The sequence below is a fragment of the Sphingobacterium daejeonense genome, from assembly GCF_901472535.1.
Taxonomy (GTDB): Bacteria; Bacteroidota; Bacteroidia; order Sphingobacteriales; family Sphingobacteriaceae; genus Sphingobacterium; species Sphingobacterium daejeonense.
Genome location: NZ_LR590470.1, coordinates 474,531 through 497,818, shown reverse-complemented (window position 1 = coordinate 497,818; position 23,288 = coordinate 474,531). Strand labels below are relative to the sequence as shown.

The window sequence follows — 23,288 nt, the reverse complement described above, 5'->3', positions numbered from 1 at the left end:
AATTAATGTGAAATTAAATCTTGATTTTCGTCTTCAGATAGGGATAAATAAACACTGCGGTCAAGACAATGACAGCACCAAAATAGAATCCTGTACTCATAGTTTCCTTGTGCCCAAAGATCAATAAAGCTAGTATAATCCCATATACAGGCTCCATATTAGTAGTTAGTGCAACAGTAAATGCTGATAGCTCACGCATGACCGCAACACCTAAAACATATGCAATGGCAGTACAAACTATTCCTAATAATAATAGATATAATAAGTCGGATTGATTCAATACCATATGGCTATTAAAATCTCCATTAACCAGCATAACTGCTGAAACCCCGATCCATGCACCAATCATTTCATACAATGTGATGGTCGTAGGACTGTCTTTTTTGACCATTCTCGCATTTAGAATCGAAAATATGCTCGCACAGAATGCACAAGAAAGTCCAAATACTATTCCCCAGAAATATTTAAACTCGAATTTGAAAATTAGGTAAATACCAAATATTATAACAAGACCTACAATAACATCAGCAATAGAAACTCGTTTTCGGTTAATGATAGGTTCTAATATCGCTGTGAATAAAGTGACGGATGACAATGTAACCAGCGTTACAGAAACCGTTGACACCTTTATGGCGTGAAAAAACAATACCCAGTGAAGCCCAACTATCATTCCCACTCCTAAATATTGAAAAAGCTGACCTTTAGGAACTAGTAAAGTTTTCCTTTTGAAAAGATAGAATAGAATTAAAGATACCGCAGCGATCAATACTCGATACCACACCAAATGAAGTGCAGGAATAGAAATTAATTCGCCCAAGACTCCTGTAAATCCCCAGATTAATACAGTTAGGTGCAATATCAAAATATTGCGGTTAAAGGTTAGTTTTGACATGGTTTGTGTTACTTATTTAGGAGCCTTTTTCAACAAGTAGAAACTCAACAGCAAAAAGATGACGTTGGGAATCAAAACCGATATCAATGGATCCAATCCTCCCTTTATGGAGAACATGCTTGAAAATCTTTCAAGTACGATATATATACAGCTCAGTCCGATACCAATACCTAGACTCAAACCGATACCTCCCCGAACCTTTTTGGAGGAAAGGGAAACCCCAATCAAGGTTAAGATAAAAGCTGAAAATGGATTAATAATCCTTTTATACTTCTCCAGCAACAACTCATTCATCATCCCTGTACCCCGAACTTCTTCCTTGCTGATCCTTTCATTGAGCTCATCCTGATCCATAGTCGTGAACACATTCTCATAAGACTCAAAATCCATAGGACGCATATCCAAAGTCGTATCACGTTTTTCGCCAGAAAGCATATTTTCCTTCAGGCCATTTATCTCCCTTGTTGTATAGGTATGCAAACTCCATTTATTGGCTACTGAATCCCAAGTAACACGCTCAGCCATTAGCTTCTCAACCATCTTGTCACCATCGAATTTCTCTAAACTAAAATTATACCCCACTTTAGATTTAGTATCAAATGAACCCATATAGACATAGGTATTCGAATCTACCTGCATATGGATGGATGAAGAGGTCGTACTTACCTTATTCGGTTTTACATAGACGTTTTCAAAGTCTACTTTTACTTTGTTGGTATATGGAATGACATAAACATTCGAAATCAAAGTCATGGCGAATATCAACCCTGCACAGATCATATAAGGGCGGAGCATTCTGTTGAAACTCATACCACCACTTAAAATCGGAACAATCTCGGTCTGATCCGCCATCTTGGACGTGAAAAAGATCACCGCAATGAAATTGAAAAGCGGCGTAAGCATATTGATAAAGAATGGTAAACTTCCAAGTGCATAATACTCAAAGAATACTTGCGTCATGGTCGCTCCATACTTGTTGAAATCATCGATTTTCTCAGATATATCAAATATCACAATCACTACACAGAAGATAGCAACCGTGAAAACAAAAGTAGACAAGTACTTTTTCATGATATATTTATCGATAATCTTTATCATATACTTTTAAAAGAATTATAGACGTTGATCTAAGACTTTAACCATTTTATTCTTCCAATCATAAAACGTACCATCCAAGATTTTCGCCCGGGCTTGTTCCATCAACCAAAGATAAAAATGTAAATTATGTAATGAAGCGATTTGTGCTCCCAAAATTTCTTGCGACTTGATAAGGTGCCTTAAATAAGCTTTTGAATGGATTTGATCGACCAAAAGGTCTGATTCAGCCTCAATAGGACTGAAATCATCTTTCCACTTCTCATTTTTGATATTGATAATACCATTTTGAGTGAAGAGCATCCCATTTCTAGCATTTCTCGTTGGCATCACACAATCAAACATGTCAATACCCAATGCAATATTTTCTAAAAGATTAACAGGAGTACCAACACCCATTAAATACCTTGGTTTGTCATGAGGCAGGATATTGGTTACTACTTCGGTCATAGCATACATCTCCTCTGCTGGCTCTCCAACTGATAGACCACCGATCGCATTTCCTTCTCTATTAAAAGAAGCAATAGTCTCCGCGGATTTCTCACGTAGATCTTTGTAAACAGAACCCTGAACAATTGGAAACAAAGTCTGATCATAGCCATATAAAGGCTCGGTACTGTCAAACCTATCGCAACAGCGCTTCAACCAACGGTGTGTCATCTCCATCGATTTCCTAGCATACCGGTAATCACATGGATATGGTGTACATTCATCAAATGCCATGATTATATCCGCACCGATAATCCTTTGGGTATCCATTACATTTTCTGGCGTAAAGAGATGCTTCGAACCATCAATATGAGACCTGAAAGTTACTCCCTCTTCCTTAATTTTACGAACTTCAGTCAGTGAATAAACTTGATAACCACCAGAATCTGTTAAGATCGGTCTCTCCCAGTTGATAAATTTATGCAAACCACCCGCCTTATTTAAGACATCTAACCCTGGTCTTAAATATAAGTGATAGGTATTTCCTAAAATAATCTGTGCTTGGATATCGTTTACAAGTTCATGTTGATGAACCGCTTTCACAGTACCTGCAGTTCCTACAGGCATGAAAATTGGAGTTTGGATCTTCCCATGAGCGGTTTCAATCTCCCCGGCTCTTGCTTTTGAAAATTTATCTTGTGCTTGAAGCGTAAAATTCATAGTATTCCTTAATCGACCGCAAAAATACTATAAAATTCTTTGGGAATGACATATCAAACACTTAATTCGCATTTCTTAACAATTAACAAACTATTTGAACGATAACCTTTATCTTTGAGGCTAATTTTATGGGATCATTCGTCGATATGAGCTTGGATATAACTCTAATTCCCTATGGAATTCTAGTCCTTTTGCTGTTCTTTCAATTGTACTATATACTATTCGTATATGGTAAACTAGCTTTATATAAAGTAAAATCAAATCAGGAAATCGAAAACTCAAAAGAAGTTTCCATTGTAATCTGTGCTCATAACGAACAGGAAAACCTTAAATCATTCCTCCCCGGAATTCTGGAACAGGATTATCCAAACTTCGAAGTTATCGTGGTAAATGATTGCTCCGAAGATGATACTAAATGGGTCCTCCAAGACTTTGCTTCCAAGTATGCAAACCTTAAAATCGTAGAAATCAAGGAACATATCCAATTGAAGCATAGCAAAAAGTTTGCTTTAACAATGGGAATCAAAGCAGCTAAAAACCCATACCTCTTGATGACCGATGCAGACTGTCAACCCAATTCCAGCAATTGGTTAAAGGAAATGACCGGATCATTTAATGAAAATAAAGAAATAGTTTTAGGTTATTCTCCTTATTTTAAGTTTCCTGGTTTCTTAAACCGATTGATTAGGTTTGAGACTGCACATACTGCTATGAGCTATCTTTCTTATGCCATAAAAGGAGATGCCTATATGGGCGTCGGCAGGAACCTAGCGTATACCAAAGACCTATTTTTCACAAACAAAGGTTTTACCGACCACATGCATATCAAATCTGGTGATGATGATCTTTTTGTGAATGCAACAGCAAATAGGCATAATGTTGAAATTAACATTGCACCAGATGCTTTTGTCTATTCAGAACCAAAGACAACATGGAAAAGTTATTACAAGCAAAAAGCTCGACACTCAGGGGCATCTACGCTATATAAGGGGAGACACCAGAGGATGCTGGGAACCCAATTGATCACTGCAGCACTCTTCTACTTGGCCATTGTCGTGGCCATTGCAATTGTCCCTCAATATTGGTATATCGGAATTGCTGCATATCTTATCCGCTTAATTTGCCAAGTCCTCATCTTTAGACCCATATACAAGAAACTTGAAGTCAGCGATTTATTGCTTTGGTTGCCAATATTGGATCTATATTACTATTTTTACATCTGTTTCAACGGATTATTCAACCGCTCGAAAAAACAGGTCTCCTGGAAATAACATCAAATTAAATTTATCAAATCGTGAATCCTACAGTCGATATTATCTATAACTACTTCCCTAAACTAACTGAAAAGCAAAAAGAACAATTTGCAAAGTTGGAGGAACTATACCCTTTATGGAATGACCAAATCAATGTGATCTCAAGAAAAGATATTGAAAGCCTTTACTTGAAACATGTTTTGCATTCTTTGGCAATAGGCAAGTTTGTAGGTGAGTTTACCCCAAAAACAAGAATTTTGGATGTCGGTACGGGCGGCGGGTTTCCAGGCATACCATTGGCTATCCTATTTCCAGAAGTACAGTTCCATTTGGTAGATTCAATAGGCAAAAAAATCAAAGTAGTTAGGGAAATAGCCGAAGCATTGGGTTTGACCAATGTAGAAGCCGATCATATCCGTGCAGAACAATTAGATTATAAATATGATTTCGTTGTATCAAGGGCTGTGACCCGCTTAGGAGACTTTATTCCATGGGTACAGAATAAAATCGAAAGAAAAGATAAAAACGGAATTCCAAATGGAATCCTTTACCTAAAAGGAGGAGATCTAAAAGAAGAAATCAAAGAAGCAAGAGTAAAAGCAGAGCTACATCCGATTTCCCATTATTTTAAAGAAGATTTCTTCGACACCAAATATGTAATGTATATCGCAATGTAATATTGCCATGCCAGACTTAATATAAAAAAGACTAAAATCCGGTGATTGAGCGGAGCCGAAATCCCGGATTTTTGATACAACCACCACTAGCGGTGATTATATTAAACCCTTACCCTTCCGTATTCTTCAATATCTCCGCCCCAATCAAATTAATTTCCTCATCCATCCCAAACAACGGCAAACCAGTTTCAGGATTTAATTTCAACCAACTTGTATCTGTATCTTTAATGATCTGAACGTATTCCTTCCCATCCTTAAAAACAGTGTAAGTATCTTTCTCATCCGGGAAAACTGAATATGTAATATCCCCTACTTCTATATCAAAAGGCTCTTGCATTTCCATAGTATTGTGTTTTAAACAAAGGTAATCAATTAAACTTATTTGATATTGCATAAGGAAAGTCGATTCCTTATCTTTAATGCTAAGCTAACCAAAATGAATGCAATAGAAAAAATTGCTCTGACCAAGATTAAAGGGATAGGTCCAAAAACAAGTCGTTTATTGTTGGCCTATTGCGGCAGTTTACAAGAAATCTTCAAGTCTTCAAAGAAAGAATTGTCCCAGATCCCTGGCATTCATAAAAACTCAATCGATCAATTGATTTCCAAATCATACTTAAGGGAAGCTGAATCCGAAGTGCGCTATATTGAAGACAATCAAATTGACATCTTATGGTATGAAGACAGCAGTTATCCTTCGAGGTTAAAGCATTGTGAAGACGCTCCCTTAGTCCTGTATAAAAAAGGAAATTGCAACCTGAACAACCAAAAAACGGTCAGTATCGTAGGTACACGAAATGCAACATCCTATGGCAGAAGGTTGACGGAAGAACTCATCCAGCAACTGAAAGAATTAAATGTCCTGGTAGTAAGCGGCTTAGCTTATGGAATAGATATTATAGCTCACAAAGCTGCCCTAAACAATCAATTGGAAACGGCAGCCGTCCTTGCCCATGGATTGGACAGAATATATCCGTTTAACCATCATGAAATTGCAAATGAAATTACAAACAAGGGTTGTTTGCTGACAGAATATCCTTCGGGCACCAATCCAGACAAAACCAATTTCCCGATGCGCAATAGAATCGTGGCAGGCTTGGCAGACGCAACCATTGTTGTGGAGGCAGCAAAAAAAGGAGGAGCATTGATAACGGCCGAAATTGCAAACAGCTACAACAGAGATGTCTGCGCATTCCCAGGCTCAACAGACCTCTACTATTCAGCAGGTTGCAATGAACTGATACGAACCAACAAAGCCCATCTCATACGACACGCAAAAGACCTGATTATGTTGATGCAATGGGAAGACGACCTGACAAAGAAAAACCAAAATCATGTTCAATTACCATTAATTTTTGATTTAAACAGTGATGAACAAAAGGTTTTTGACTATATTAAAGAATCAAAAGAGGCCAGCATAGATGATATTTCAGCTTATTGTGATTGGCCTCAGAGTAAACTTGCAATCATCCTACTGGAAATGGAAATGAATGGCATCATTCAATCCCTGCCTGGAAAAATGTATAAACAACCTTAAACCTAAACATAATTTATGCAAGAACAAGTAAGTAAAAAAGGAATTTGGAAGGTCATCGGGGCTTCCTCATTGGGTACTTTAATCGAATGGTATGACTTCTTTATCTTCGGAAGTCTGTCTATCGTTATATCTACCAAATTCTTTCCTTCAGACAATCCTACTGCTGCTTTCTTATCTACTTTGGCAACTTTCGCTGCAGGATTCGTGGTAAGACCTTTCGGAGCCCTATTCTTTGGACGATTGGGAGACCTCATCGGTCGGAAATACACCTTTATGGTCACATTGATGTTAATGGGAGGGGCAACCTTTCTCATCGGCTGTATTCCCAGCTACGATAGTATTGGCTTCTTAGCTCCTTTCTTGGTCCTAATCCTCCGTTTATTGCAAGGATTAGCACTCGGCGGTGAATATGGTGGCGCAGCAACCTATGTGGCCGAACACGCTCCAAAAGGTGAAAGAGGTTATTGGACTTCGTGGATACAAACTACAGCAACATTTGGACTGTTCATCTCATTAGTGGTAATATTGCTCACCAAATTCTTCTTGACGGATGCTCAATTTGATAACTGGGGATGGAGGGTTCCATTCTTACTTTCGATCCTGATGGTTTATGTATCCTACTTGATCCGCAAGAACATGGATGAATCTCCAGAGTTCAAAAAGGCAAAAGCAGAAGGCAAAACCTCTACCAATCCTTTAAAAGAAAGTTTTGGCAATAAATACAATTTAAAATTCGTCTTATTGGCTCTTTTCGGAGCTGCTATGGGACAAGGTGTGGTTTGGTATACTGGTCAATTCTATTCCATGAGCTATATGAAGACAGTTATGTTCTTGGATTCTGACCAGGCAGATATGATTTTGGGTATTGCTTTGCTTTTCGGGACACCATTTTTTGTTGTATTCGGGAAGCTTTCAGACAAGGTCGGCCGCAAATGGGTAATGTTAACGGGAATGCTGTTGGCAGTGCTGACCTATAGACCTATCTATCAGGCCATGTATGATATCGCCGATACTTCCAAAAAACAAGAGTTGGTCGAAAAGAATACAACTATTACTGCTCCTTCTGAAGGAGACGATCAACATGAAACAATCACTACCACCAAATATTATTTCGACGGAACATATACCAAGACCGAACAACAAAAGAAAATCGTCCCTAACAATGAGATACAAACTGAAGATGCTCATCTATCGAGTAAGTTCTCAGTGTTCCTTCATGGGTCCAATTACATGAAACTGATTGCTTTGATTTTCATCCAAATTATCTATATCACGTTAGTTTATGGACCTATTGCAGCCTTCTTGGTAGAAATTTTCCCTGTCAAGATCAGATACACCTCCATGTCCCTGCCTTATCATATAGGGAATGGAATTTTCGGAGGTTTATTACCGGCGGTTTCAACCTACTTGGCCACGAATGCCAAAACTTCTGGTGATCCTACTTTTTATTTGGAGGGCTTATGGTACCCGATTATTATTTCGGCTGTCTGTTTTGTCATCGGGGCACTTTATATTAACAAAAACATGGTCGCAAAAGATTTAGATTAACATGGAAAACATCAAAAAGATATTAGGATTTGTTTGGATCGCTTTGGCATTACTTACGGCATATTTCTGCATTGCTATTTTTGGCTTGCCGAAAATTGTTTCTGGAAAACAAGAAGACGTCGTTTTTGGAATCATTATTCTTTTTATCCTCACTCCGATCATGTCAATTGGTCTTGGAGTTTTCGGATATTTCGCTCTAACGGGTGAATACAATAAGGATAAAATGTAATTTTCGGGTTGAACCTCAGCCGAATACGCCAAGAATGCAATTTTCTTTTCCAAAAGATTAAATTTTTGTTAATTTTGCCGTGGGTAAGTCCTCTACGACCAGCTCCCAATGACTCCCCCAGGTTGGGAACAAAGCAAGGGTATTTGGTTGAGCGGTGCGATAGAGGTAGCTTACCCATTTTTTATTTGCCTCTATCCAATCCTTAAATTTCCTTCATTTCGTTTTCTAATTAAACATATTAGATATTTTTCGTTTATTTGTAAACCGAATTAACATGAGTCTATGAGTTGGTTTAAAAGAAATAAAGCAGGAATACATACTGCTACTGAAAATAAAAAAGAGGCCCCTGATGGGATGTGGAATAAATGTCCTAACTGTAAAAAACCTCTTTTGAATGTTGAACAGGTTGAAAACAAATACGTTTGCCACTACTGTGATTACCATATTCGCATTGGCTCAAATGCTTATTTCTCCATTTTATTTGATAACAACGAATACACCGAACTTTTCGCCAACCTTAAAGCAGGAGACCCTTTAAACTTTGTTGACACTAAACCATACAAGGATAGGTTATTGGACAGCCAAGCGAAAACTGGCCTCAATGATGCATTGAGATCTGCTGTAGGAAAAGTAGATGGTCAGGACCTTGTGGTAGCTTGTATGGACTTCTCATTCATTGGTGGCTCAATGGGTTCGGTAGTAGGTGAAAAAATAGCCAGATCAATTGATTATTGTATCGAGCATAAATTGCCATTTATGTTGATCTCTAAATCTGGTGGTGCGCGTATGATGGAAGCCGCTTTCTCATTGATGCAGATGGCCAAAACTTCCGCAAAACTAGCGCTTCTTGCAGAAGCTAAACTTCCTTATATCTGTTTGTTAACAGATCCTACAACCGGAGGTGTAACTGCTTCTTATGCGATGTTGGGTGATATCAATATCGCTGAGCCTGGCGCATTGATCGGTTTCGCAGGACCACGCGTTATCAAAGAAACTATCAAAAAAGACCTTCCTAAAGGTTTCCAAACTTCAGAATTCGTCCTTGAACATGGCTTCTTGGATTTTATTGTAGACAGAAGACAATTGAAAGAAAAGGTTGCAACATTCCTAAGAATGATTAAGTAACCAATCTTAAAATATAGGTAGAAGGTGTCTAAAAAGGCACCTTCTTCTGCTTTATAGCTTTCTGGAGCTCCATTATAATTTCATGAGCAATATTAGGCTGCAAGTCGATGTTTTGTGCTTTTCAGCATGTTGATGGCTTGATTTATCGCAAATAGGGAGTTTTTGCCAACTGGTTTACCGATAAAAGCTTTGTCTTTCCACTTTTTTGCCCATTTTCTGAGGTTATGGGCAATGGCCATCAAACCGAATTCCACAGCGACCTTCTCCAGACCTTTCATTGTGAACCGGGTAAACCTGTTGTTGCTTTTCATCTGACCGAAAACGGCTTCCACTTCTATGGGTCGCTTGCTCCGATGGTACATTCCCTCTTCCGACAGCAGTCTTTCCCGGGCTTTAGCCTTGAGCTTATTGAGCCTGTGGTTCACTTCAATGAGCCGATCGCCTGTAGCTTTATGGCACCCACTCCGCATCGGGCAGCCTTCGCATCGCCGAGCCTGGTAACAGCTGACCCGGGCAGTGTATCCGTTGGCACTGACTCTGGTTGCATGACCGATAAAGCTGAGCTTCTGTCCGGCCGGACATACATAATAGTCATCCTGCTGGTTGTAATATAGGTTCTGTACCGAGAAAGGATCCTGTTTATGCTTGCGCTTCTGTTCCATATGGAAGTAATTGTACTTCACAAAAGCGGTTATACCCTGTCCTTCCATCAGCTCGTAGTTCTGCTCGCTACCATATCCGGCATCTGCGACGATGGATTCACTCTGTTTTCCGTAATGGGACTCAAAGCCTTCCAGGTGTTCGGGCAGGGTTGTGGTATCTGCGGCCGTTTGATGGATGCTATAATGGGTGATGAACTGGTCTTCGGTGCTGATCTGGGTATTGTAGGCCGGTTTAAGCTGGCCATTTTTCATGTGGTCCTCTTTCATCCGCATAAACACGGCATCGGTATCGGTCTTGCTATAACTGTTGCGATCTCCCAGTACTTCCAGTTGCTCCTCATATTTCTGCAATCGGGGCAGATAGTCGTCTTCAAGCTTCCTCAGCTGCCTATCGGTGGATCTATCCACTCCTTTGAGCTTGGCATTGATCGCTCTGATCTTTTCCTTCAGCTGGGCACTATCGATGGCCTTGCTGACTTGCTGATCCCCTAATGAAGATTGGTCCTGGCTGATCTGTGCATCGATATCCGAAAGGACCGAAGCGATGTTCGCCTCCAGCTTTACCTTGTTCTTCTCGATCGATCTCTTCCAAACGAAGGTATAGCGACCGGCGGCCGATTCGATCTTGGTACCATCTACATACTGGACTTTCAGGCTGACATACTCCATTTCATGCAGCATCCGAACGATACTGGCAAACAGCTCCTGTATCTGTCCCTTAAGACGCTTTCCCCTGAAATAATTGATCGTACGGTAATCCGGCGTACTGTTGCCCGAAAGCCACATGAAATGGATGTTCTCGTGCAGGGCGCGCTCGATCTTGCGGCAAGAATAGATATTGCTCAGATACGCGTAGAACAGTACCTTGATGAGCATCCTGGGATGGAAACTGGTCGTGCCTCCGCCTTTATACTGACGGATGATATGTTCCAGATCCAACTGGTCAACAACCTGACTCACCAAACGAACCGGATGGTTCAAGGGGATACGGTCTAAAATATTCTCAGGAAAAAGACTCGGACTATTGGATGGAAGAGCTTTGAATTGTATGTTTGCCATATTGTTTTTTGGGTGCACCTTAAGATACAAAATCTTGAGGACAAAAAACAGAAAAACCCCGCCATTTTTTAATGACGGGGTTATTTTTTTAAGAGACCTTTTTAGACAGCCCCTTTTTTTGTCTCAAAATTAGCCATCGCTATTTTCCTATCCGTTTTTTTATTAAATTTAGGTAACAATAAACCTAAACTAATTCTCATGAATTTAAAAAATCTGATAATTCTGGCTTTGCTAGCGGTTTTTGGTTTGCACCAAAGCCTTATGCCCAATTAAGATTACCTAATTTCTTTTCTGATCATATGGTCCTTCAAAGGGGATCTGACATAAATTTTTGGGGCTGGGCACCTGCCAGCAGCAATATCAAAATCGTCGGGTCATGGTTTAAGGATACCGTTTCAGCAAAAACTGATGGAAACGGGGAATGGTTGGCCAAGCTTCCTGAAGGGAAGGCAGGTGGCCCTCACGAACTAAAGGTCATAGCAAACAACGAGTCCATAACCTTGACAGATATCCTCTTGGGCGATGTTTTTCTCTGCTCAGGCCAATCCAATATGGAATGGGGAGCAAACCAAAATCTGAAGGAAATAAAGGATGAAATGCCAAATGCCAACAATCCCAACATCAGACTATTACATGTCAGCCATGTAGGATCTGCAAACCCTCAGGATGATATCCCTAATTCTTGGAAGAAATTGAGTGCAGAATCCCTACAACCCTTCTCAGCAATAGGATATTTCATAGCAAAGGAAATAAACAGTAAGGAAAACATTCCTATCGGAGTAATTAACAGCAGTTGGGGTGGAACACCAGCAGAGGTTTGGACTCCAAGTTACTTAATTGACAATGACCCTTTCCTTTTGCAGCGCGCAAAAGCACAAGGCGCCAACGATTGGAGACCCCACAGTCCGGGTTCGTTATGGAATGCAATGGTACACCCTTTTGCAGGCTATAACCTCACCGCAGCGTTCTGGTACCAAGGAGAAAGTAATGTTGGAACTTGGGATGGATATGATAAATTAATGCGCACCATGATCAACTCTTGGAGATCAGCTTGGAACCAAGATTTCCCATTCTACTTCGTTCAGATTGCTCCTTTCCAATACAACAACAAAGAGCCACTTGCAGCATTCTTAAGAGAACAGCAAACTCTTACCGCAATGGAACTCCCAAAAACAGGAATGGTAGTCATAACTGATCTAGTCGACAATATAAAAGACATTCACCCTATCCAAAAAATTGCAGTGGCAAAAAGATTGGCAAATCTGGCCTCCGCCGAAATTTATAATCATCCCTTGAAGGATTACAAATCACCAATTTACAAATCCCAAGAAGTCAAGGGAAATACAATTGAGGTGAGTTTCAATAATCTCGATGGAAAATTAACATCAAAAGGTGATATCACGGATTTATATATCGCTGGTGAGGACAAAGAATTTAAACCGGCCACAGGAAAGATCAAAGGTGACAAACTGATCGTCGAATCTAAGGAAGTGAAAAATCCAGTTGCGGTTCGGTTTGGTTTCACTGAAATAGCGATGCCAAATCTATTTAATAGCAATGGATTGCCTGTTTCTCCATTCAGAACAGATAAGTGGTAGAAAGAAAACCGACATGGTTGGTGTCCCCACCAACCATCTTCAGCACTGCTAGCGCAAGTCTTAGCGCGATGGATTGTGAGTGGCCTGACTTGTGTTCTGCTTTCGCAATATTTCGCCCTTTCGTTTTATGACTCAGCCTTCCCTTCGGTTAATGCTTGCGCTCATCCTTTCCCCAGCTTGATTTACGAATTTAATTTGCGCCTTTCCATTTCTTATGTCTTATGTCTTATGTCTACTAGATACTGTCTACTTTCCTTCCACTCTCCTTCGTCTCCTTGTTCGGACCTTGTTCGGACCTCGTTCGGAGCTTCTTCGGAATACATCCGAACAAGGTCCGAACGAGGTCCGAATGAAAGAGGACTGAGAGTGGACTGAGAGTGGAACAAGAGTGGAACAAGGTACCTACAAGAGTATACCAAGAACATACGAATTAAAAGAGACAAACTGTTCTTTTTACCCCCTTCCTTGTTACATATTTTAAGAAGCTGTAGAGTTTTCTGGTTTTTAGGTAATCGAGGTTGTTTTCATTTTCATAGGCCTCTCTTTCAAAAGAGATATTGAGGTATGCCCTTGTGAAGTTTCTATATTGAATTAACCGGACTATAAATTCAGTTAGGTATAAAATATAAAAAGGTAATATCAGCAATTCAATTGCTTGCAGTATATGAATTCGCTCATGATTGATCAGTATTTTATTGATCTTGTCGCTGTGGTATTTCAGAAAGATAAATGGGAAAATAGTGATAGCTTGTGCTTTCCCTAAAGAAAAGAACTTGGTCCAGAACTTACTTACAATAACTTTACCTCTCATCTAAAGGATAAAATTACAAAATCAGGTTTAACTTTATATCAATCATGCTTTTTTGATTTTCAAACTTAGATTGTATATTTGTTAATACACTAAATTAAAATGTTCATGCCGTATAAAGAACGAGAAATCAACAAGCTGTATTATACCATGGGGGAGGTCACTGAAATGTTCGGTGTAAATGCATCTCAAATCCGTTTCTATGAGCGTGAATTCGATATTCTTCAACCTAAGAAAAACAAAAAGGGCAATCGTTTATTCACTCAAAATGACATCGCCAACTTAAAAATCATTTTCAATTTAGTTAAGGATAAAGGATACACACTCCAAGGAGCGCGCGAATTCTTGAGGAGCAACAAAAATGAAGCTCGTGAGAATCAAAGAATCATTGAATCCCTGGAAGGATTAAAAAGCTTCCTGATCGAAGTTAGAGATAGTCTATAAGGCTCGGCTTCCTAGCTCGATTACTTCAAGATTTTCTATCTTATCAGCATTTATTTCAAAGCGCATAATTGTTTTCACCTTGTGCCAACCTTGTTTTCCCGCAGCGCCGGGATTCAGGTGCAGCAACCGTAGCTTGGGGTCATACTGTACTTTCAAGATATGGGAATGCCCCGATATAAACAACTTTGGTGGATTGTTAACAATCTCTGGTTTTACAGCGGCAGCATATCTTCCCGGATAACCTCCAATGTGGGTCATCCAAACATCAACCTGTTCACATTGAAATCTTAAGTGTTCGGGAAATTTCAATCGAATATCCTTATCATCAATATTTCCATACACACCCCTTAAAGGTTTAAAAGCTTCCAATCTTTCGATAACTTCCATCGAGCCAAAGTCTCCAACATGCCATATTTCATCACAATTCTCGAAATGCGTGAAAACTGATTCGTCAAAATAGCCGTGAGTATCTGATATTAATCCAATTTTCATGTTAAAAGGCCAAAAAATAAGGTTTTAAAATAGTCTTATAAGAGTCAGAGTGTTGAGAGCGCTCTTTATAGATGATAAAATTATCCTGTACCAGCTTAAGATTTTCCCTTCCAAAACTCAGTATACTTCTAAACGGTTGGGAATCTGTAAATGATTGAATGTCGATTTGCTTTTGCAGGTGTAGACCGTTTGATTTTCCCTCTTCAATTAACTTATCTAACAATTCCACAGGAACAATGATTTGTAAACTGCCATGTTGTTCAAGATGGTCAGCAGCAAATTTAAACATACCTTGGAAGAATTCTACATCAGTATGTTTTGGCAACTTTTCTTCTCTGATCTGGATTATGGAGCGAATTAATATAAAATGGTGGGTTGGACACGATGAGGTCAAATCTCATATCATTCTTCCATTGGAATATATCGGAGTTGATAATCGTTAGTCTTTCGCTAAAGCTTGAGTTCTCGAAGTTCTCCTTTGCTCTTTCGGATGCTTGTTTGTCGATTTCAACTGCATAAACATGGGCATTTGGAAACTTTTGTGCCATCATCAAAGCTATTACCCCTGTTCCTGTACCTATATCTAAAACGGAACTAACATTTTGAATGGTCTGTCATTGCTCCCAACAAGACGCCGTCTGTATTGATTCGCATAGCACAACCCTCCTGATTTACAGAAAATTGCTTGAACTCGAAGATGTTTCCCATAATACAAAGGTAACCCATTAACTAATTTTTTATCCCGAAAATTCGGATTTCGTAAAAAAATTAGACATCAAGATTAATCTTATTGAATTATAACAAGTCTATTCAAGTATAAAAACAGAAACGAATATGAAAAATAGAATACTTAAAATCTTCGCTTTGGTAATGGTCATCGGACTATTTTCTGCCTGTTCAAAAGAATATTATAATGATTCTTTTTTCTATCCGGATGATTTCGCTGTTGATGTGGTTAATGTTTACAGCATCAGTCCAGATGCCATCAAGGTAGACTTTGAAGTAACTAATATATCAAGCCTGGACTATATCCAAGGTCCTGATGGCAATTATTTTGTAGAATTTGGGATCAGGAGCAGTTATGGTGATGAGTTTTATGGAGAAACAAGAATTGGGACTTTGTATTCAGGAGAATATCTGCGCGCCAGTTACGATCATTAGAGTCGATCCTAGGGCAGGATACAACCTCAACAATATAACTTATGATGTGTATTGATGCTGATGGATACTAACCATCAGCATTTTTTTTAGTTCTTCAATAAGCGCTGAATCTCATCCAATTTCATCAAGGCCTCAACCTGGTGTAAGCGTATTTACATCCAAATTATTCAGCATATCACGTATTTTCTCCAATACAGGATCATCAATAGCAAACATCTGTAACTGATAAGCTTGCTTTTGCATTTTGCGCATGCTGTCTTTAATCTTTTCGCCACCTGTTCTTTCCTGTTCTAATCTCTTCAATATTTCACCGGCACGGTTGATTAATTTCGGAGGCATACCCGCAAGTTTTGCAACCATGGATACCGAAGCTATGCTCAGATCCTCCGGGAACGAGTTTGCGCAAGAATATAACTTTATTGTTGACTTCCTTAACACTCACATTATAATTCTTCACCCTCGGCATGGAGTTACACAGTTCATTCAACTCGTGGTAATGGGTAGCAAATAATGTTTTTGCTCTAAAAGAGGGATGCGAGTGCAAATATTCTTGCAATTGCCCAAGCTATGGAGATACCATCATAAGTGCTTGTCCCCCTTCCGATTTCATCCAATAAAATTAGGCTTCGGTCAGAAAGATTGTTCATGATGCTGGCAGTTTCATTCATCTCCACCATAAAGGTTGATTCACCAGAACTTAAGTTATCAGATGCTCCAACACGGGTGAAAATCTTGTCCACTATACCAATAGACGCTTCCTTTGCTGGAACGAAAGAGCCTATCTGCGCCATCAATACGATCAAACCTGTCTGTCTCAGCAATGCTGACTTACCGGCCATGTTCGGTCCCGTAATAATGATGATCTGTTGACCCTCTGGATCCAAATAGGTATCGTTGGTGATATAATCTTGACCGATTGGCAGATTCTTTTCAATTACAGGGTGTCTTCCACCTTTGATATCAATGGTTCTGCTGGAGTTGACTTCTGGTTTGACGTAGAAATTCTTCTCAGCAATAATCGCAAAGTTTAAAAGAACATCAAGCTTTGCCAATAATTGGGCATTCAACTGGATTGGCTTGATATATTCCGAAATCGCAATTAGCAATTCATTATAGATCCGGCTTTCAATGGCTTGGATTTTTTCCTCCGCACCTAAGATCTGTTTCTTCGTATTCTTTGAGCTCTTCCGTAATATATCGTTCAGCATTTACCAAAGTCTGCTTTCTGATCCATTCTGTAGGAACCTTATCCTTGTGGGTATTGGTAACCTCAAGATAGTATCCAAAAACATTATTGAAAGCTATTTTTAGCGAAGGAATTCCAGTTGCTTCAGATTCTCTTCTTTGGATTTCCAATAGATAATCCTTTCCACCGAAAGCGACCTTCCTGAGTTTGTCGAGGTCAGCATCTACTCCATCAGCAATGACATTTCCTTTGTTGATTGCAACAGGAGGTTCCGCCTGCATCGTTTTTTCAATCTTTTCCCTGATCAATAAACATGGGTTCAACTGTTCAGCAATTATTTTGAGGGATTCAGATTCTTGCTGTTCACATAGTTCCTTCAGTTTTTCAACAGCATATAAAGCTCTTTTCAATTGAATGATTTCTCTAGGATTCGCTTTTTGCAAGCCTATTTTTGAGATCAATCTCTCAAGGTCTCCTACCTGTTTGATTTCCTGAACCAATTGATCCCTTAATTCTCTATTGCTGTAAAAATCCGCTACTACCTGCAATCTTTCATTGATGGATTTTTCATCTTTCAGGGGCATTACTATCCAGCGTTTCAGCAATCTAGCGCCCATTGGTGATGATGTTTCATCCAGAACATCAGACAATGTAGTAGCATTCTCATTGGTTGAACCGATCAATTCTAGATTTCGGATCGTAAACCTATCCAGCCACATATATCGATCCTCTTCAATTCGCGAGATATTGGAGATATGCTGCAAATTGCGGTGTTCGGTTTCATTCAAGTAATGTAAAGCTACACCAGCAGAGATAATACCTATAGGTAGTCTATCGATACCAAAACCTTTCATGGAATTAACCTCGAAATGTTTCAGTAGATTTTCGGTGGCATAATCGCCAGTGTATGGCCATTCATCCAGGGTATAGGTATAATAGCCACTTCCGAATTGCTCCAAAAACTCTTTGTATTGTTTTTTGGGCATGATGATTTCGGTTGGTTTGAAACCCTGAAGCAACTTATCAATATAGCCTACCGATCCTTGAGCGACCAAGAATTCGCCCGTTGAAATATCCAGGAAAGAAATCCCTAACGTCTGTTTTTCAAAAAATATGGAGGCTAAATAATTATTTGATTTTTGCTGGACAATGTTTTCATTGTATGATACTCCGGGTGTTACCAATTCAGTGACTCCCCTTTTTACGATGGTCTTCGTTTGTTTAGGGTCTTCCAGCTGGTCACAGATGGCGACTCTTTGTCCTGCACGAACTAATTTCGGTAAATAAGTTTCGAGGGAATGGTGTGGGAATCCCGCCAATGCAGTTTCAGATTCGGAACCATTTCCCCTTTTAGTCAACACAATTCCTAATATCTTGGCGGCTTTAACCGCATCTTCACCAAACGTCTCATAAAAATCACCCACTCTAAACAACAATAAGGCGCCAGGGTATTTGGCCTTAATGGTGTTATATTGCTGCATTAAAGGAGTTTGTTTCTTTGCTTTTGCCAAGGTTCTCGTGTTTTTGAATAAGATGTAAAAATAGCAGAATTGTGTCGATTTGCAAAACTATAGCTATATCCAAAAACCAGGTGCGAAATGACATGAAAATTAAAAAATACATCTTATTTTTGCATCAAATTTCATTGTAATGGCAATCAAGCGTTCTCCAACAAAGAACAAGAAGAAACAAACCAAATCATCCTTCGGCAGTATTTTAAAAACAAAAGTACTTCCTTGGGTAATCCGTGGATTGATTGCTTTTTTTGTATTGACCATCCTTTGGGTAATAGCCTTGCGATTCACCAACCCTCCAATAACTTATTTGATGCTAAAACGAGGCTTTGAAAGAAAAGCCGATGGAAAAGACTGGAAACTGGAACGGCAATGGTTGGATTATGAGGATATGTCCAATAACCTTAAGAAAGCGGCTTTAGCAGGTGAGGATGCTCACTTTATGTCGCATAATGGTTTTGACACAAAGGCTATCCGAGAAGCATTTGAGAAAAATAAAGAAGGCAAGAGATTACGTGGGGGAAGCACCATCAGTCAACAAACTGCCAAAAATGTATTCTTATGGCCAGGGAGATCTTGGTTAAGGAAAGGATTAGAAACTTATTTTACGGTATTGATAGAAGTATTTTGGAGTAAGAGAAGGATTCTTGAGGTCTATTTGAATGTCATTGAAACTGGTCAGGGAGTTTATGGTGCAGAAGCTGCTGCTCAGTATTATTTCCATAAATCAGCTAAAAGCTTGACTAAAAAGGAAGCCGCATTGATCATTGCCATTTTGCCAAGTCCGCAGAAATGGGATGCCAGAAGACCATCAAATTACGTTAATCGAAGAGCAAACAGCATTGCTCGATATTTGAATTATTATAAAATCCCTGAATAGCAGTTTATTTATAAATCTCTACGGTTATTTTTCCATCTGCTGTCACCGTTCCGCGGTACATTCCTTCGGTATTGAATGGCATAGCGACTTCACCGTTTTTATCAATAGCGATCATTCCGCCATCACCGCCTAATTTTCCGATTTCATCAATTACCTGTTGTGAAGCGTCCTTTATGTCCAGTTTGGCATATTTCATCTTTGCAGACACGTTGTATGCGGCAACAGAACGGATAAAAAATTCGCCCCATCCTGTACATGAGATAGCAACTGTTTCATTATTAGCATATGTACCAGCTCCGATTATTGGGGCATCACCTACTCTTCCAAATTTCTTGTTGGTCATTCCTCCTGTTGATGTTCCTGCCGCTAGATTGCCATGTTGATCGAGCGCAACGCAACCTACAGTTCCAAATTTTTCGTCTTTATAAGGCGGCAAGAAAGCTTGTTTATCGTCATGGTCTAATTCTGCCCTTTCAGCATCTCTTTTCAAAGCTCGTTGAAGTCCATCCCAACGTTGTTGCGTCCAGAAGTATTTTGGGTCTACGATCTCAATTCCATTCTTCGCGGCAAACTCTTCTGCGCCTTTGCCTACCATCATAACATGTTCTGATTTGTCCATGACAGCTCTGGCTGCAGAAATAGGGTTTTTTATACTTGTCACTCCAGCAACTGCCCCTGCTTTCAGGTTAGATCCATCCATAATAGCTGCATCTAATTCATTTTTACCTTGATTTGTGAATACTGCTCCTTTACCAGCATTGAAAAGTGGAGAATCTTCCATGACATGAATCGCAGCCTCAACAGCATCCAGACTAGACTTGCCCTGTTTTATCTGATCGTACCCAGCCTGTAATGATTCTGTTAATTTTTCTATATAGGCCTTTTCTAAGGAATCGGTCATGTTCTTTTTAAGGATCGTGCCAGCACCACCATGAATTGCTAAAACAAATTTTGGCTTTGGAGATGGCTGACCATTTGAAATAATTGGTTTCATCATCATACAAATTAGAATAATCAAGAAGAAAGCACTTTTACCCATATCTAGATTCTGTTTAGTAAAACAAAGAACGCGATAAAATCATAAAAAACAAAAAAGGGGTGGAAACGCCTTTATCCACCCCTAATTACCCAATCTATTAGTTTGTTTTTACTTTTTCGTAACTGTAAGTTTTGCTTTATTGTTTCCTTCAGAAAGGTCTACAACAAATACATAAGTTGCGCCAGCATCTAGTTTTTTGCCAGCTACCAGACCTAAGTTTCCTGGATCTCTACCATTCGTACCATTACCTACAAGGACAACATCGCTTGTAGTGGTAAGGTCTGTATTTCTAAACTCACCGTTCCATCCTTTTTCATGGAAGAACTTAAAGTTGATGTTATCGGTATTGATAGACTGTCCTGCTACTACGGTAACTTGGTATTTCTTACCTCCCATTGGTGCCATACACAATGCATTGTCAGGGTTCCAACCAACTTGGTTGTCAGCTACTGTAGGTTGTCCAATTCCTTCACCGATAATCCAGATTGCACCGGTTCCATCAGCATTTAATCGAGCTAGAGCATCTCCATTCATAGCCTCAACTTTGATCGATTTCTTAGCAAAATTGGCAATATAACGGTACTTACCAGAAATTACATTCGACAAATACTTGTCGCCATCTTTGCGGAAATAATCTTCATCAATGAACCACTCATTTAAGTTAGGAATACCTTCAAACACCAGTTCCTCATCTTTAGCAACTGTTAAATCAACAGCGTAAAGATCATCGGCAACCATTTCCATATCTGTATCGTTGATTGCATAACGAATAAATGGCGAGGCAGCATAGGTCAAGGTGTTGAAAGAAATGGTGTATTGTCCATCAAAAGAATTTGAGAAAGGAATTACGGCATTTATTCCTTGTGTAACTGCTTTATTTTCCCAACCGAATTGAATTTTATTTCCAAATTCTCCAACTGCTGGCGATTCGATATAACCTGGTGCCTTCATTAGAAACTCATCTGTTACTTCATATTTATTTGGAGCAACTTTATTCATTCTATACGTTTTCCCTTCCGATATAAAGTTCAAATACGGGAAGTCAGGTCTAGAAAGCGTTAATACTTTTTCTTCGACTTTATTGACCATTTGAACATTCTGCAAGGTAAATTTCAAAACGGCTGTTCCATTCGGAATATTTTTCATGAATGGCACGAACAATTTGCCTGAGTATTCACCGGCATCTTTGGTACGAATAGTTTTTTCAGAAACGACTTCTTCACTAAACAATAGCTGTACTTTTAGAGTAGATAGATCTACACTTTTGTCTGCTACATTCACTGTGTATTGCAAACTATCCCCAAACAGTGATGCGGTCGGCAATTTTACAATTTCAATTGTAGGTTCGCCAGCGCCATAAGGCACTATTAATTCATCCTCTTTACAAGAAAATAAAAGTGTAAAAAGAACTGATAAGGTTAAATAATTGACTAATTTTTTCATTTTTTCCAAGAATAAGAAACAACAGAACCTGCAGGGACATCATAACTGAAATGATTTTTCCCATCCTCAATAACTATTCTAGAATTACTTCCATTTGAATTAGCGATTACAAATGCATAAGTACCATCGGTATTTTTAAATGCAGCGTATGCTAATCCAGCATCTGTATATCCTTCAGAACCAATACGTACAGCACCAGGTTTTACAACTGCTGACATATGGCCAATGATATAATAATGCGAGTTTTTACGGATTGTTTTATAATCAGACTTGCTGATATCTACTGCACCATAACAAGTTTGGCAACCACCTTCACGGTTAGGTCCTCTTTCAGAATCCAACATCAGATTCCAAACAATTACCGCTTTACTCCAATTGTTGACAGTTCCTAGTGCTACCTCACGCATATCTTCCAACAATCTTTTTCCTAGTGCATGGCCATCATTCCAAGTTCCAATAGAAGTTTCAGTGAACACAATTTCTTTGTTTGGAGCTTTGGCATGAATATCTAGCAACTCAGCTTTGTCGCCACCGTAATTATGGTAAGCTGAACCAGCGAAATATGCCGCCGCAGCAGGATCTTCAAAAATCTTGATTGGATAATCCTGTTGTTCCTGCATATCGTCATAGTTGTAGTTATGATCGAACGCATAGATTTTTGTTTTTAATCCGGCAGCTTTCATTTTTGGACCCAATGCATTTTTCACAAATGCTTGTTGCTCATTCCAGAACATCACCAAAGAAGCTGAATTCTTATCATTCAATGGTTCATTTTGAGTAGTGATGGAATAGATATCGATTCCATGACCTTTCATTGCTTGAATCCACTTCACAAAATATGTTGCGTAATCTTGGTAGTATTTCGGGTTTAAATGACCACCTGTCCAAGAATCATAAGCCTTTAAATCGGTTAAGTTATTAACCTTCATCCATCTTGGAGGAGTCCAAGGTGAACCCATGATTTTTACGTCGGGGTTGATAGCCAAGATTTCCTTAATAACTGGAATTACATAATCTAATTCTTCAGATTGCAGGGCAAAATTTTCGATACCTGGTTTATCTGCCAGTGTATATTCTGATAATGAGAAGTCTGAACATCCGATGGCGATACGGATATAGCTTTGTCCCATCCCTTCAGTCGTTGAGAAGGTTTCTTTCAAGAATTTTGTACGGTCAGCAGCTTCCATTTTAAGCAAGTTATATGCTGTTGATCCGGTAATTGCTGTCCCAAATCCATCCATTGTTTGATAAGTTTTACTCTCGTCAATTTTAATGGTTTTGGTTCCCATATTGGTTGTTTTCGAAAAATCTAGGAAAGATTTTTTGAAATCATGACTTAAAGAACCAGTAGTGGTATAGATCATCACATCACCTGAAGTTGGTTCAACTGGGTCAATAGGATCACCACCACTGATATTATCATTGCCACATGCCGTCAAGATCGAAGAGAACAAGCTTGCAACAAATATGTATTTTTTTAAATTATTCATAGTTTAT

21 protein-coding genes, 1 other RNA gene and 2 pseudogenes are annotated in these 23,288 nt (G+C 39.1%); 11 read left to right on the top strand and 13 right to left on the bottom strand.

All coding sequences use genetic code 11. The features are described from left to right. Positions 1–13 precede the first annotated feature (13 nt). Genes FGL31_RS02400 through tgt form a run of 3 tightly spaced genes read right to left on the bottom strand, consistent with a single transcriptional unit; the run spans position 14 to position 3,136 of the window. On the bottom strand, positions 14–892 hold the full coding sequence (locus FGL31_RS02400; RefSeq protein WP_138089589.1) for a DMT family transporter: 879 nt from the start codon (positions 890–892) through the stop codon (positions 14–16). A 12-nt stretch (positions 893–904) separates the two neighbouring features. Then, complete coding sequence (locus tag FGL31_RS02395; RefSeq protein WP_232046203.1) at positions 905–1,963, bottom strand: LptF/LptG family permease; 1,059 nt, start codon at positions 1,961–1,963, stop codon at positions 905–907. Between the two features lie 42 nt (positions 1,964–2,005). Further along, on the bottom strand, positions 2,006–3,136 hold the full coding sequence (gene tgt / locus FGL31_RS02390) for a tRNA guanosine(34) transglycosylase Tgt (protein ID WP_099372772.1): 1,131 nt from the start codon (positions 3,134–3,136) through the stop codon (positions 2,006–2,008). Positions 3,137–3,264: 128 nt separating this feature from the next. On the opposite strand from tgt, the gene FGL31_RS02385 reads away from it, so the two are divergent. Continuing rightward, positions 3,265–4,407 (top strand): glycosyltransferase, encoded by a 1,143-nt coding sequence (locus FGL31_RS02385; protein ID WP_138089588.1) that lies wholly within the window; start codon positions 3,265–3,267, stop codon positions 4,405–4,407. Positions 4,408–4,430: 23 nt separating this feature from the next. Continuing rightward, entirely contained in the window at positions 4,431–5,066 is a 636-nt protein-coding gene (gene rsmG, locus FGL31_RS02380) for a 16S rRNA (guanine(527)-N(7))-methyltransferase RsmG (protein WP_138089587.1), read from the top strand. Between the two features lie 109 nt (positions 5,067–5,175). Here the strand turns inward: rsmG and FGL31_RS02375 are convergent, their stop codons facing one another. Next, a complete protein-coding gene (locus FGL31_RS02375) occupies positions 5,176–5,409 on the bottom strand; it encodes a hypothetical protein (RefSeq protein ID WP_099372770.1) in 234 nt (77 codons plus the stop codon). A 93-nt stretch (positions 5,410–5,502) separates the two neighbouring features. On the opposite strand from FGL31_RS02375, the gene dprA reads away from it, so the two are divergent. The 5 genes from dprA to accD all read left to right on the top strand — a co-directional run bounded on the left by dprA (position 5,503) and on the right by accD (position 9,505). Then, on the top strand, positions 5,503–6,603 hold the full coding sequence (dprA, locus tag FGL31_RS02370) for a DNA-processing protein DprA (RefSeq protein WP_138089586.1): 1,101 nt from the start codon (positions 5,503–5,505) through the stop codon (positions 6,601–6,603). A 15-nt stretch (positions 6,604–6,618) separates the two neighbouring features. Beyond that, on the top strand, positions 6,619–8,151 hold the full coding sequence (locus tag FGL31_RS02365) for an MFS transporter (protein ID WP_138089585.1): 1,533 nt from the start codon (positions 6,619–6,621) through the stop codon (positions 8,149–8,151). 1 nt (position 8,152) lies between these two features. Next, the gene (locus FGL31_RS24325; protein WP_138089584.1) at positions 8,153–8,380 is read left to right on the top strand and encodes a DUF6814 family protein; all 228 of its coding nucleotides are present in this window, start codon (positions 8,153–8,155) and stop codon (positions 8,378–8,380) included. Between the two features lie 81 nt (positions 8,381–8,461). Next, positions 8,462–8,559: signal recognition particle sRNA small type (ffs, locus tag FGL31_RS02355), an RNA gene on the top strand. Between the two features lie 103 nt (positions 8,560–8,662). Then, a complete protein-coding gene (gene accD, locus FGL31_RS02350; protein WP_138089583.1) occupies positions 8,663–9,505 on the top strand; it encodes an acetyl-CoA carboxylase, carboxyltransferase subunit beta in 843 nt (280 codons plus the stop codon). Positions 9,506–9,705: 200 nt separating this feature from the next. On the opposite strand, the pseudogene FGL31_RS02345 reads toward accD, so the two are convergent. After that, positions 9,706–11,226: pseudogene (locus FGL31_RS02345) on the bottom strand (IS1182 family transposase); the annotation flags it as partial. Positions 11,227–11,525: 299 nt separating this feature from the next. Here FGL31_RS02345 and FGL31_RS02340 point away from each other — a divergent pair. Then, on the top strand, positions 11,526–12,824 hold the full coding sequence (locus FGL31_RS02340; RefSeq protein ID WP_138089582.1) for a sialate O-acetylesterase: 1,299 nt from the start codon (positions 11,526–11,528) through the stop codon (positions 12,822–12,824). A gap of 430 nt (positions 12,825–13,254) precedes the next feature. Here FGL31_RS02340 and FGL31_RS02335 read toward each other — a convergent pair whose 3' ends face one another. Next, the gene (locus FGL31_RS02335) at positions 13,255–13,635 is read right to left on the bottom strand and encodes a hypothetical protein (protein WP_171017526.1); all 381 of its coding nucleotides are present in this window, start codon (positions 13,633–13,635) and stop codon (positions 13,255–13,257) included. A gap of 105 nt (positions 13,636–13,740) precedes the next feature. On the opposite strand from FGL31_RS02335, the gene FGL31_RS02330 reads away from it, so the two are divergent. Continuing rightward, a complete protein-coding gene (locus tag FGL31_RS02330; protein WP_093100690.1) occupies positions 13,741–14,076 on the top strand; it encodes a MerR family transcriptional regulator in 336 nt (111 codons plus the stop codon). Here FGL31_RS02330 and FGL31_RS02325 read toward each other — a convergent pair. From FGL31_RS02325 to FGL31_RS02315, 3 genes are read right to left on the bottom strand one after another with little or no spacing between them, the layout of a single operon-like run. Continuing rightward, the gene (locus FGL31_RS02325) at positions 14,071–14,568 is read right to left on the bottom strand and encodes a metallophosphoesterase family protein (protein ID WP_099372765.1); all 498 of its coding nucleotides are present in this window, start codon (positions 14,566–14,568) and stop codon (positions 14,071–14,073) included. The genes FGL31_RS02330 and FGL31_RS02325 overlap by 6 nt on opposite strands. Position 14,569: 1 nt before the next feature. Further along, positions 14,570–14,893 (bottom strand): hypothetical protein, encoded by a 324-nt coding sequence (locus FGL31_RS02320; protein WP_138089581.1) that lies wholly within the window; start codon positions 14,891–14,893, stop codon positions 14,570–14,572. After that, on the bottom strand, positions 14,877–15,176 hold the full coding sequence (locus tag FGL31_RS02315; protein ID WP_138089580.1) for a methyltransferase: 300 nt from the start codon (positions 15,174–15,176) through the stop codon (positions 14,877–14,879). Before FGL31_RS02315 ends, FGL31_RS02320 begins: the two co-directional genes overlap by 17 nt. A 226-nt stretch (positions 15,177–15,402) precedes the next feature. Between FGL31_RS02315 and FGL31_RS02310 the strand changes: the two genes are divergently transcribed. After that, on the top strand, positions 15,403–15,729 hold the full coding sequence (locus FGL31_RS02310) for a hypothetical protein (RefSeq protein WP_138089579.1): 327 nt from the start codon (positions 15,403–15,405) through the stop codon (positions 15,727–15,729). An 86-nt stretch (positions 15,730–15,815) separates the two neighbouring features. Here the strand turns inward: FGL31_RS02310 and mutS are convergent. After that, positions 15,816–18,426, bottom strand: a pseudogene (mutS, locus tag FGL31_RS02305) (DNA mismatch repair protein MutS). A gap of 139 nt (positions 18,427–18,565) precedes the next feature. Between mutS and mtgA the strand changes: the two are divergent. Then, positions 18,566–19,309: a monofunctional biosynthetic peptidoglycan transglycosylase gene (mtgA, locus tag FGL31_RS02300; RefSeq protein ID WP_138089578.1), complete on the top strand. Its 744-nt coding sequence runs from the start codon at positions 18,566–18,568 to the stop codon at positions 19,307–19,309. A 4-nt stretch (positions 19,310–19,313) separates the two neighbouring features. On the opposite strand, the gene FGL31_RS02295 is transcribed toward mtgA, so the two are convergent. The 3 genes from FGL31_RS02295 to FGL31_RS02285 form a co-directional block, all read right to left on the bottom strand. Further along, positions 19,314–20,348, bottom strand: a complete 1,035-nt coding sequence (locus tag FGL31_RS02295) for an isoaspartyl peptidase/L-asparaginase family protein (protein ID WP_197734051.1) — start codon at positions 20,346–20,348, stop codon at positions 19,314–19,316. Between the two features lie 108 nt (positions 20,349–20,456). After that, complete coding sequence (locus tag FGL31_RS02290) at positions 20,457–21,791, bottom strand: DUF5125 domain-containing protein (protein WP_138089577.1); 1,335 nt, start codon at positions 21,789–21,791, stop codon at positions 20,457–20,459. Then, positions 21,788–23,281, bottom strand: a complete 1,494-nt coding sequence (locus FGL31_RS02285) for an endo-1,6-beta-glucanase (RefSeq protein ID WP_138089576.1) — start codon at positions 23,279–23,281, stop codon at positions 21,788–21,790. Before FGL31_RS02285 ends, FGL31_RS02290 begins: the two co-directional genes overlap by 4 nt. Between the last annotated feature and the right edge of the window lie 7 nt (positions 23,282–23,288).

Coding starts and splice junctions, on each gene's coding strand:
- FGL31_RS02365 (WP_138089585.1), top strand. CDS start 6,619: ATGCAAGAACAAGTAAGTAAAAAAGGAATTTGGAAGGTCATCGGGGCT.
- FGL31_RS02400 (WP_138089589.1), bottom strand. CDS start 892: ATGTCAAAACTAACCTTTAACCGCAATATTTTGATATTGCACCTAACT.
- FGL31_RS02395 (WP_232046203.1), bottom strand. CDS start 1,963: ATGAAAAAGTACTTGTCTACTTTTGTTTTCACGGTTGCTATCTTCTGT.
- FGL31_RS02330 (WP_093100690.1), top strand. CDS start 13,741: ATGCCGTATAAAGAACGAGAAATCAACAAGCTGTATTATACCATGGGG.
- mtgA (WP_138089578.1), top strand. CDS start 18,566: ATGGCAATCAAGCGTTCTCCAACAAAGAACAAGAAGAAACAAACCAAA.
- FGL31_RS02385 (WP_138089588.1), top strand. CDS start 3,265: ATGGGATCATTCGTCGATATGAGCTTGGATATAACTCTAATTCCCTAT.
- FGL31_RS02285 (WP_138089576.1), bottom strand. CDS start 23,281: ATGAATAATTTAAAAAAATACATATTTGTTGCAAGCTTGTTCTCTTCG.
- FGL31_RS02310 (WP_138089579.1), top strand. CDS start 15,403: ATGAAAAATAGAATACTTAAAATCTTCGCTTTGGTAATGGTCATCGGA.
- FGL31_RS02325 (WP_099372765.1), bottom strand. CDS start 14,568: ATGAAAATTGGATTAATATCAGATACTCACGGCTATTTTGACGAATCA.
- accD (WP_138089583.1), top strand. CDS start 8,663: ATGAGTTGGTTTAAAAGAAATAAAGCAGGAATACATACTGCTACTGAA.
- dprA (WP_138089586.1), top strand. CDS start 5,503: ATGAATGCAATAGAAAAAATTGCTCTGACCAAGATTAAAGGGATAGGT.
- FGL31_RS02375 (WP_099372770.1), bottom strand. CDS start 5,409: ATGGAAATGCAAGAGCCTTTTGATATAGAAGTAGGGGATATTACATAT.
- FGL31_RS02295 (WP_197734051.1), bottom strand. CDS start 20,348: ATGGGTAAAAGTGCTTTCTTCTTGATTATTCTAATTTGTATGATGATG.
- FGL31_RS02335 (WP_171017526.1), bottom strand. CDS start 13,635: ATGAGAGGTAAAGTTATTGTAAGTAAGTTCTGGACCAAGTTCTTTTCT.
- tgt (WP_099372772.1), bottom strand. CDS start 3,136: ATGAATTTTACGCTTCAAGCACAAGATAAATTTTCAAAAGCAAGAGCC.
- FGL31_RS24325 (WP_138089584.1), top strand. CDS start 8,153: ATGGAAAACATCAAAAAGATATTAGGATTTGTTTGGATCGCTTTGGCA.
- FGL31_RS02290 (WP_138089577.1), bottom strand. CDS start 21,791: ATGAAAAAATTAGTCAATTATTTAACCTTATCAGTTCTTTTTACACTT.
- FGL31_RS02340 (WP_138089582.1), top strand. CDS start 11,526: ATGGTCCTTCAAAGGGGATCTGACATAAATTTTTGGGGCTGGGCACCT.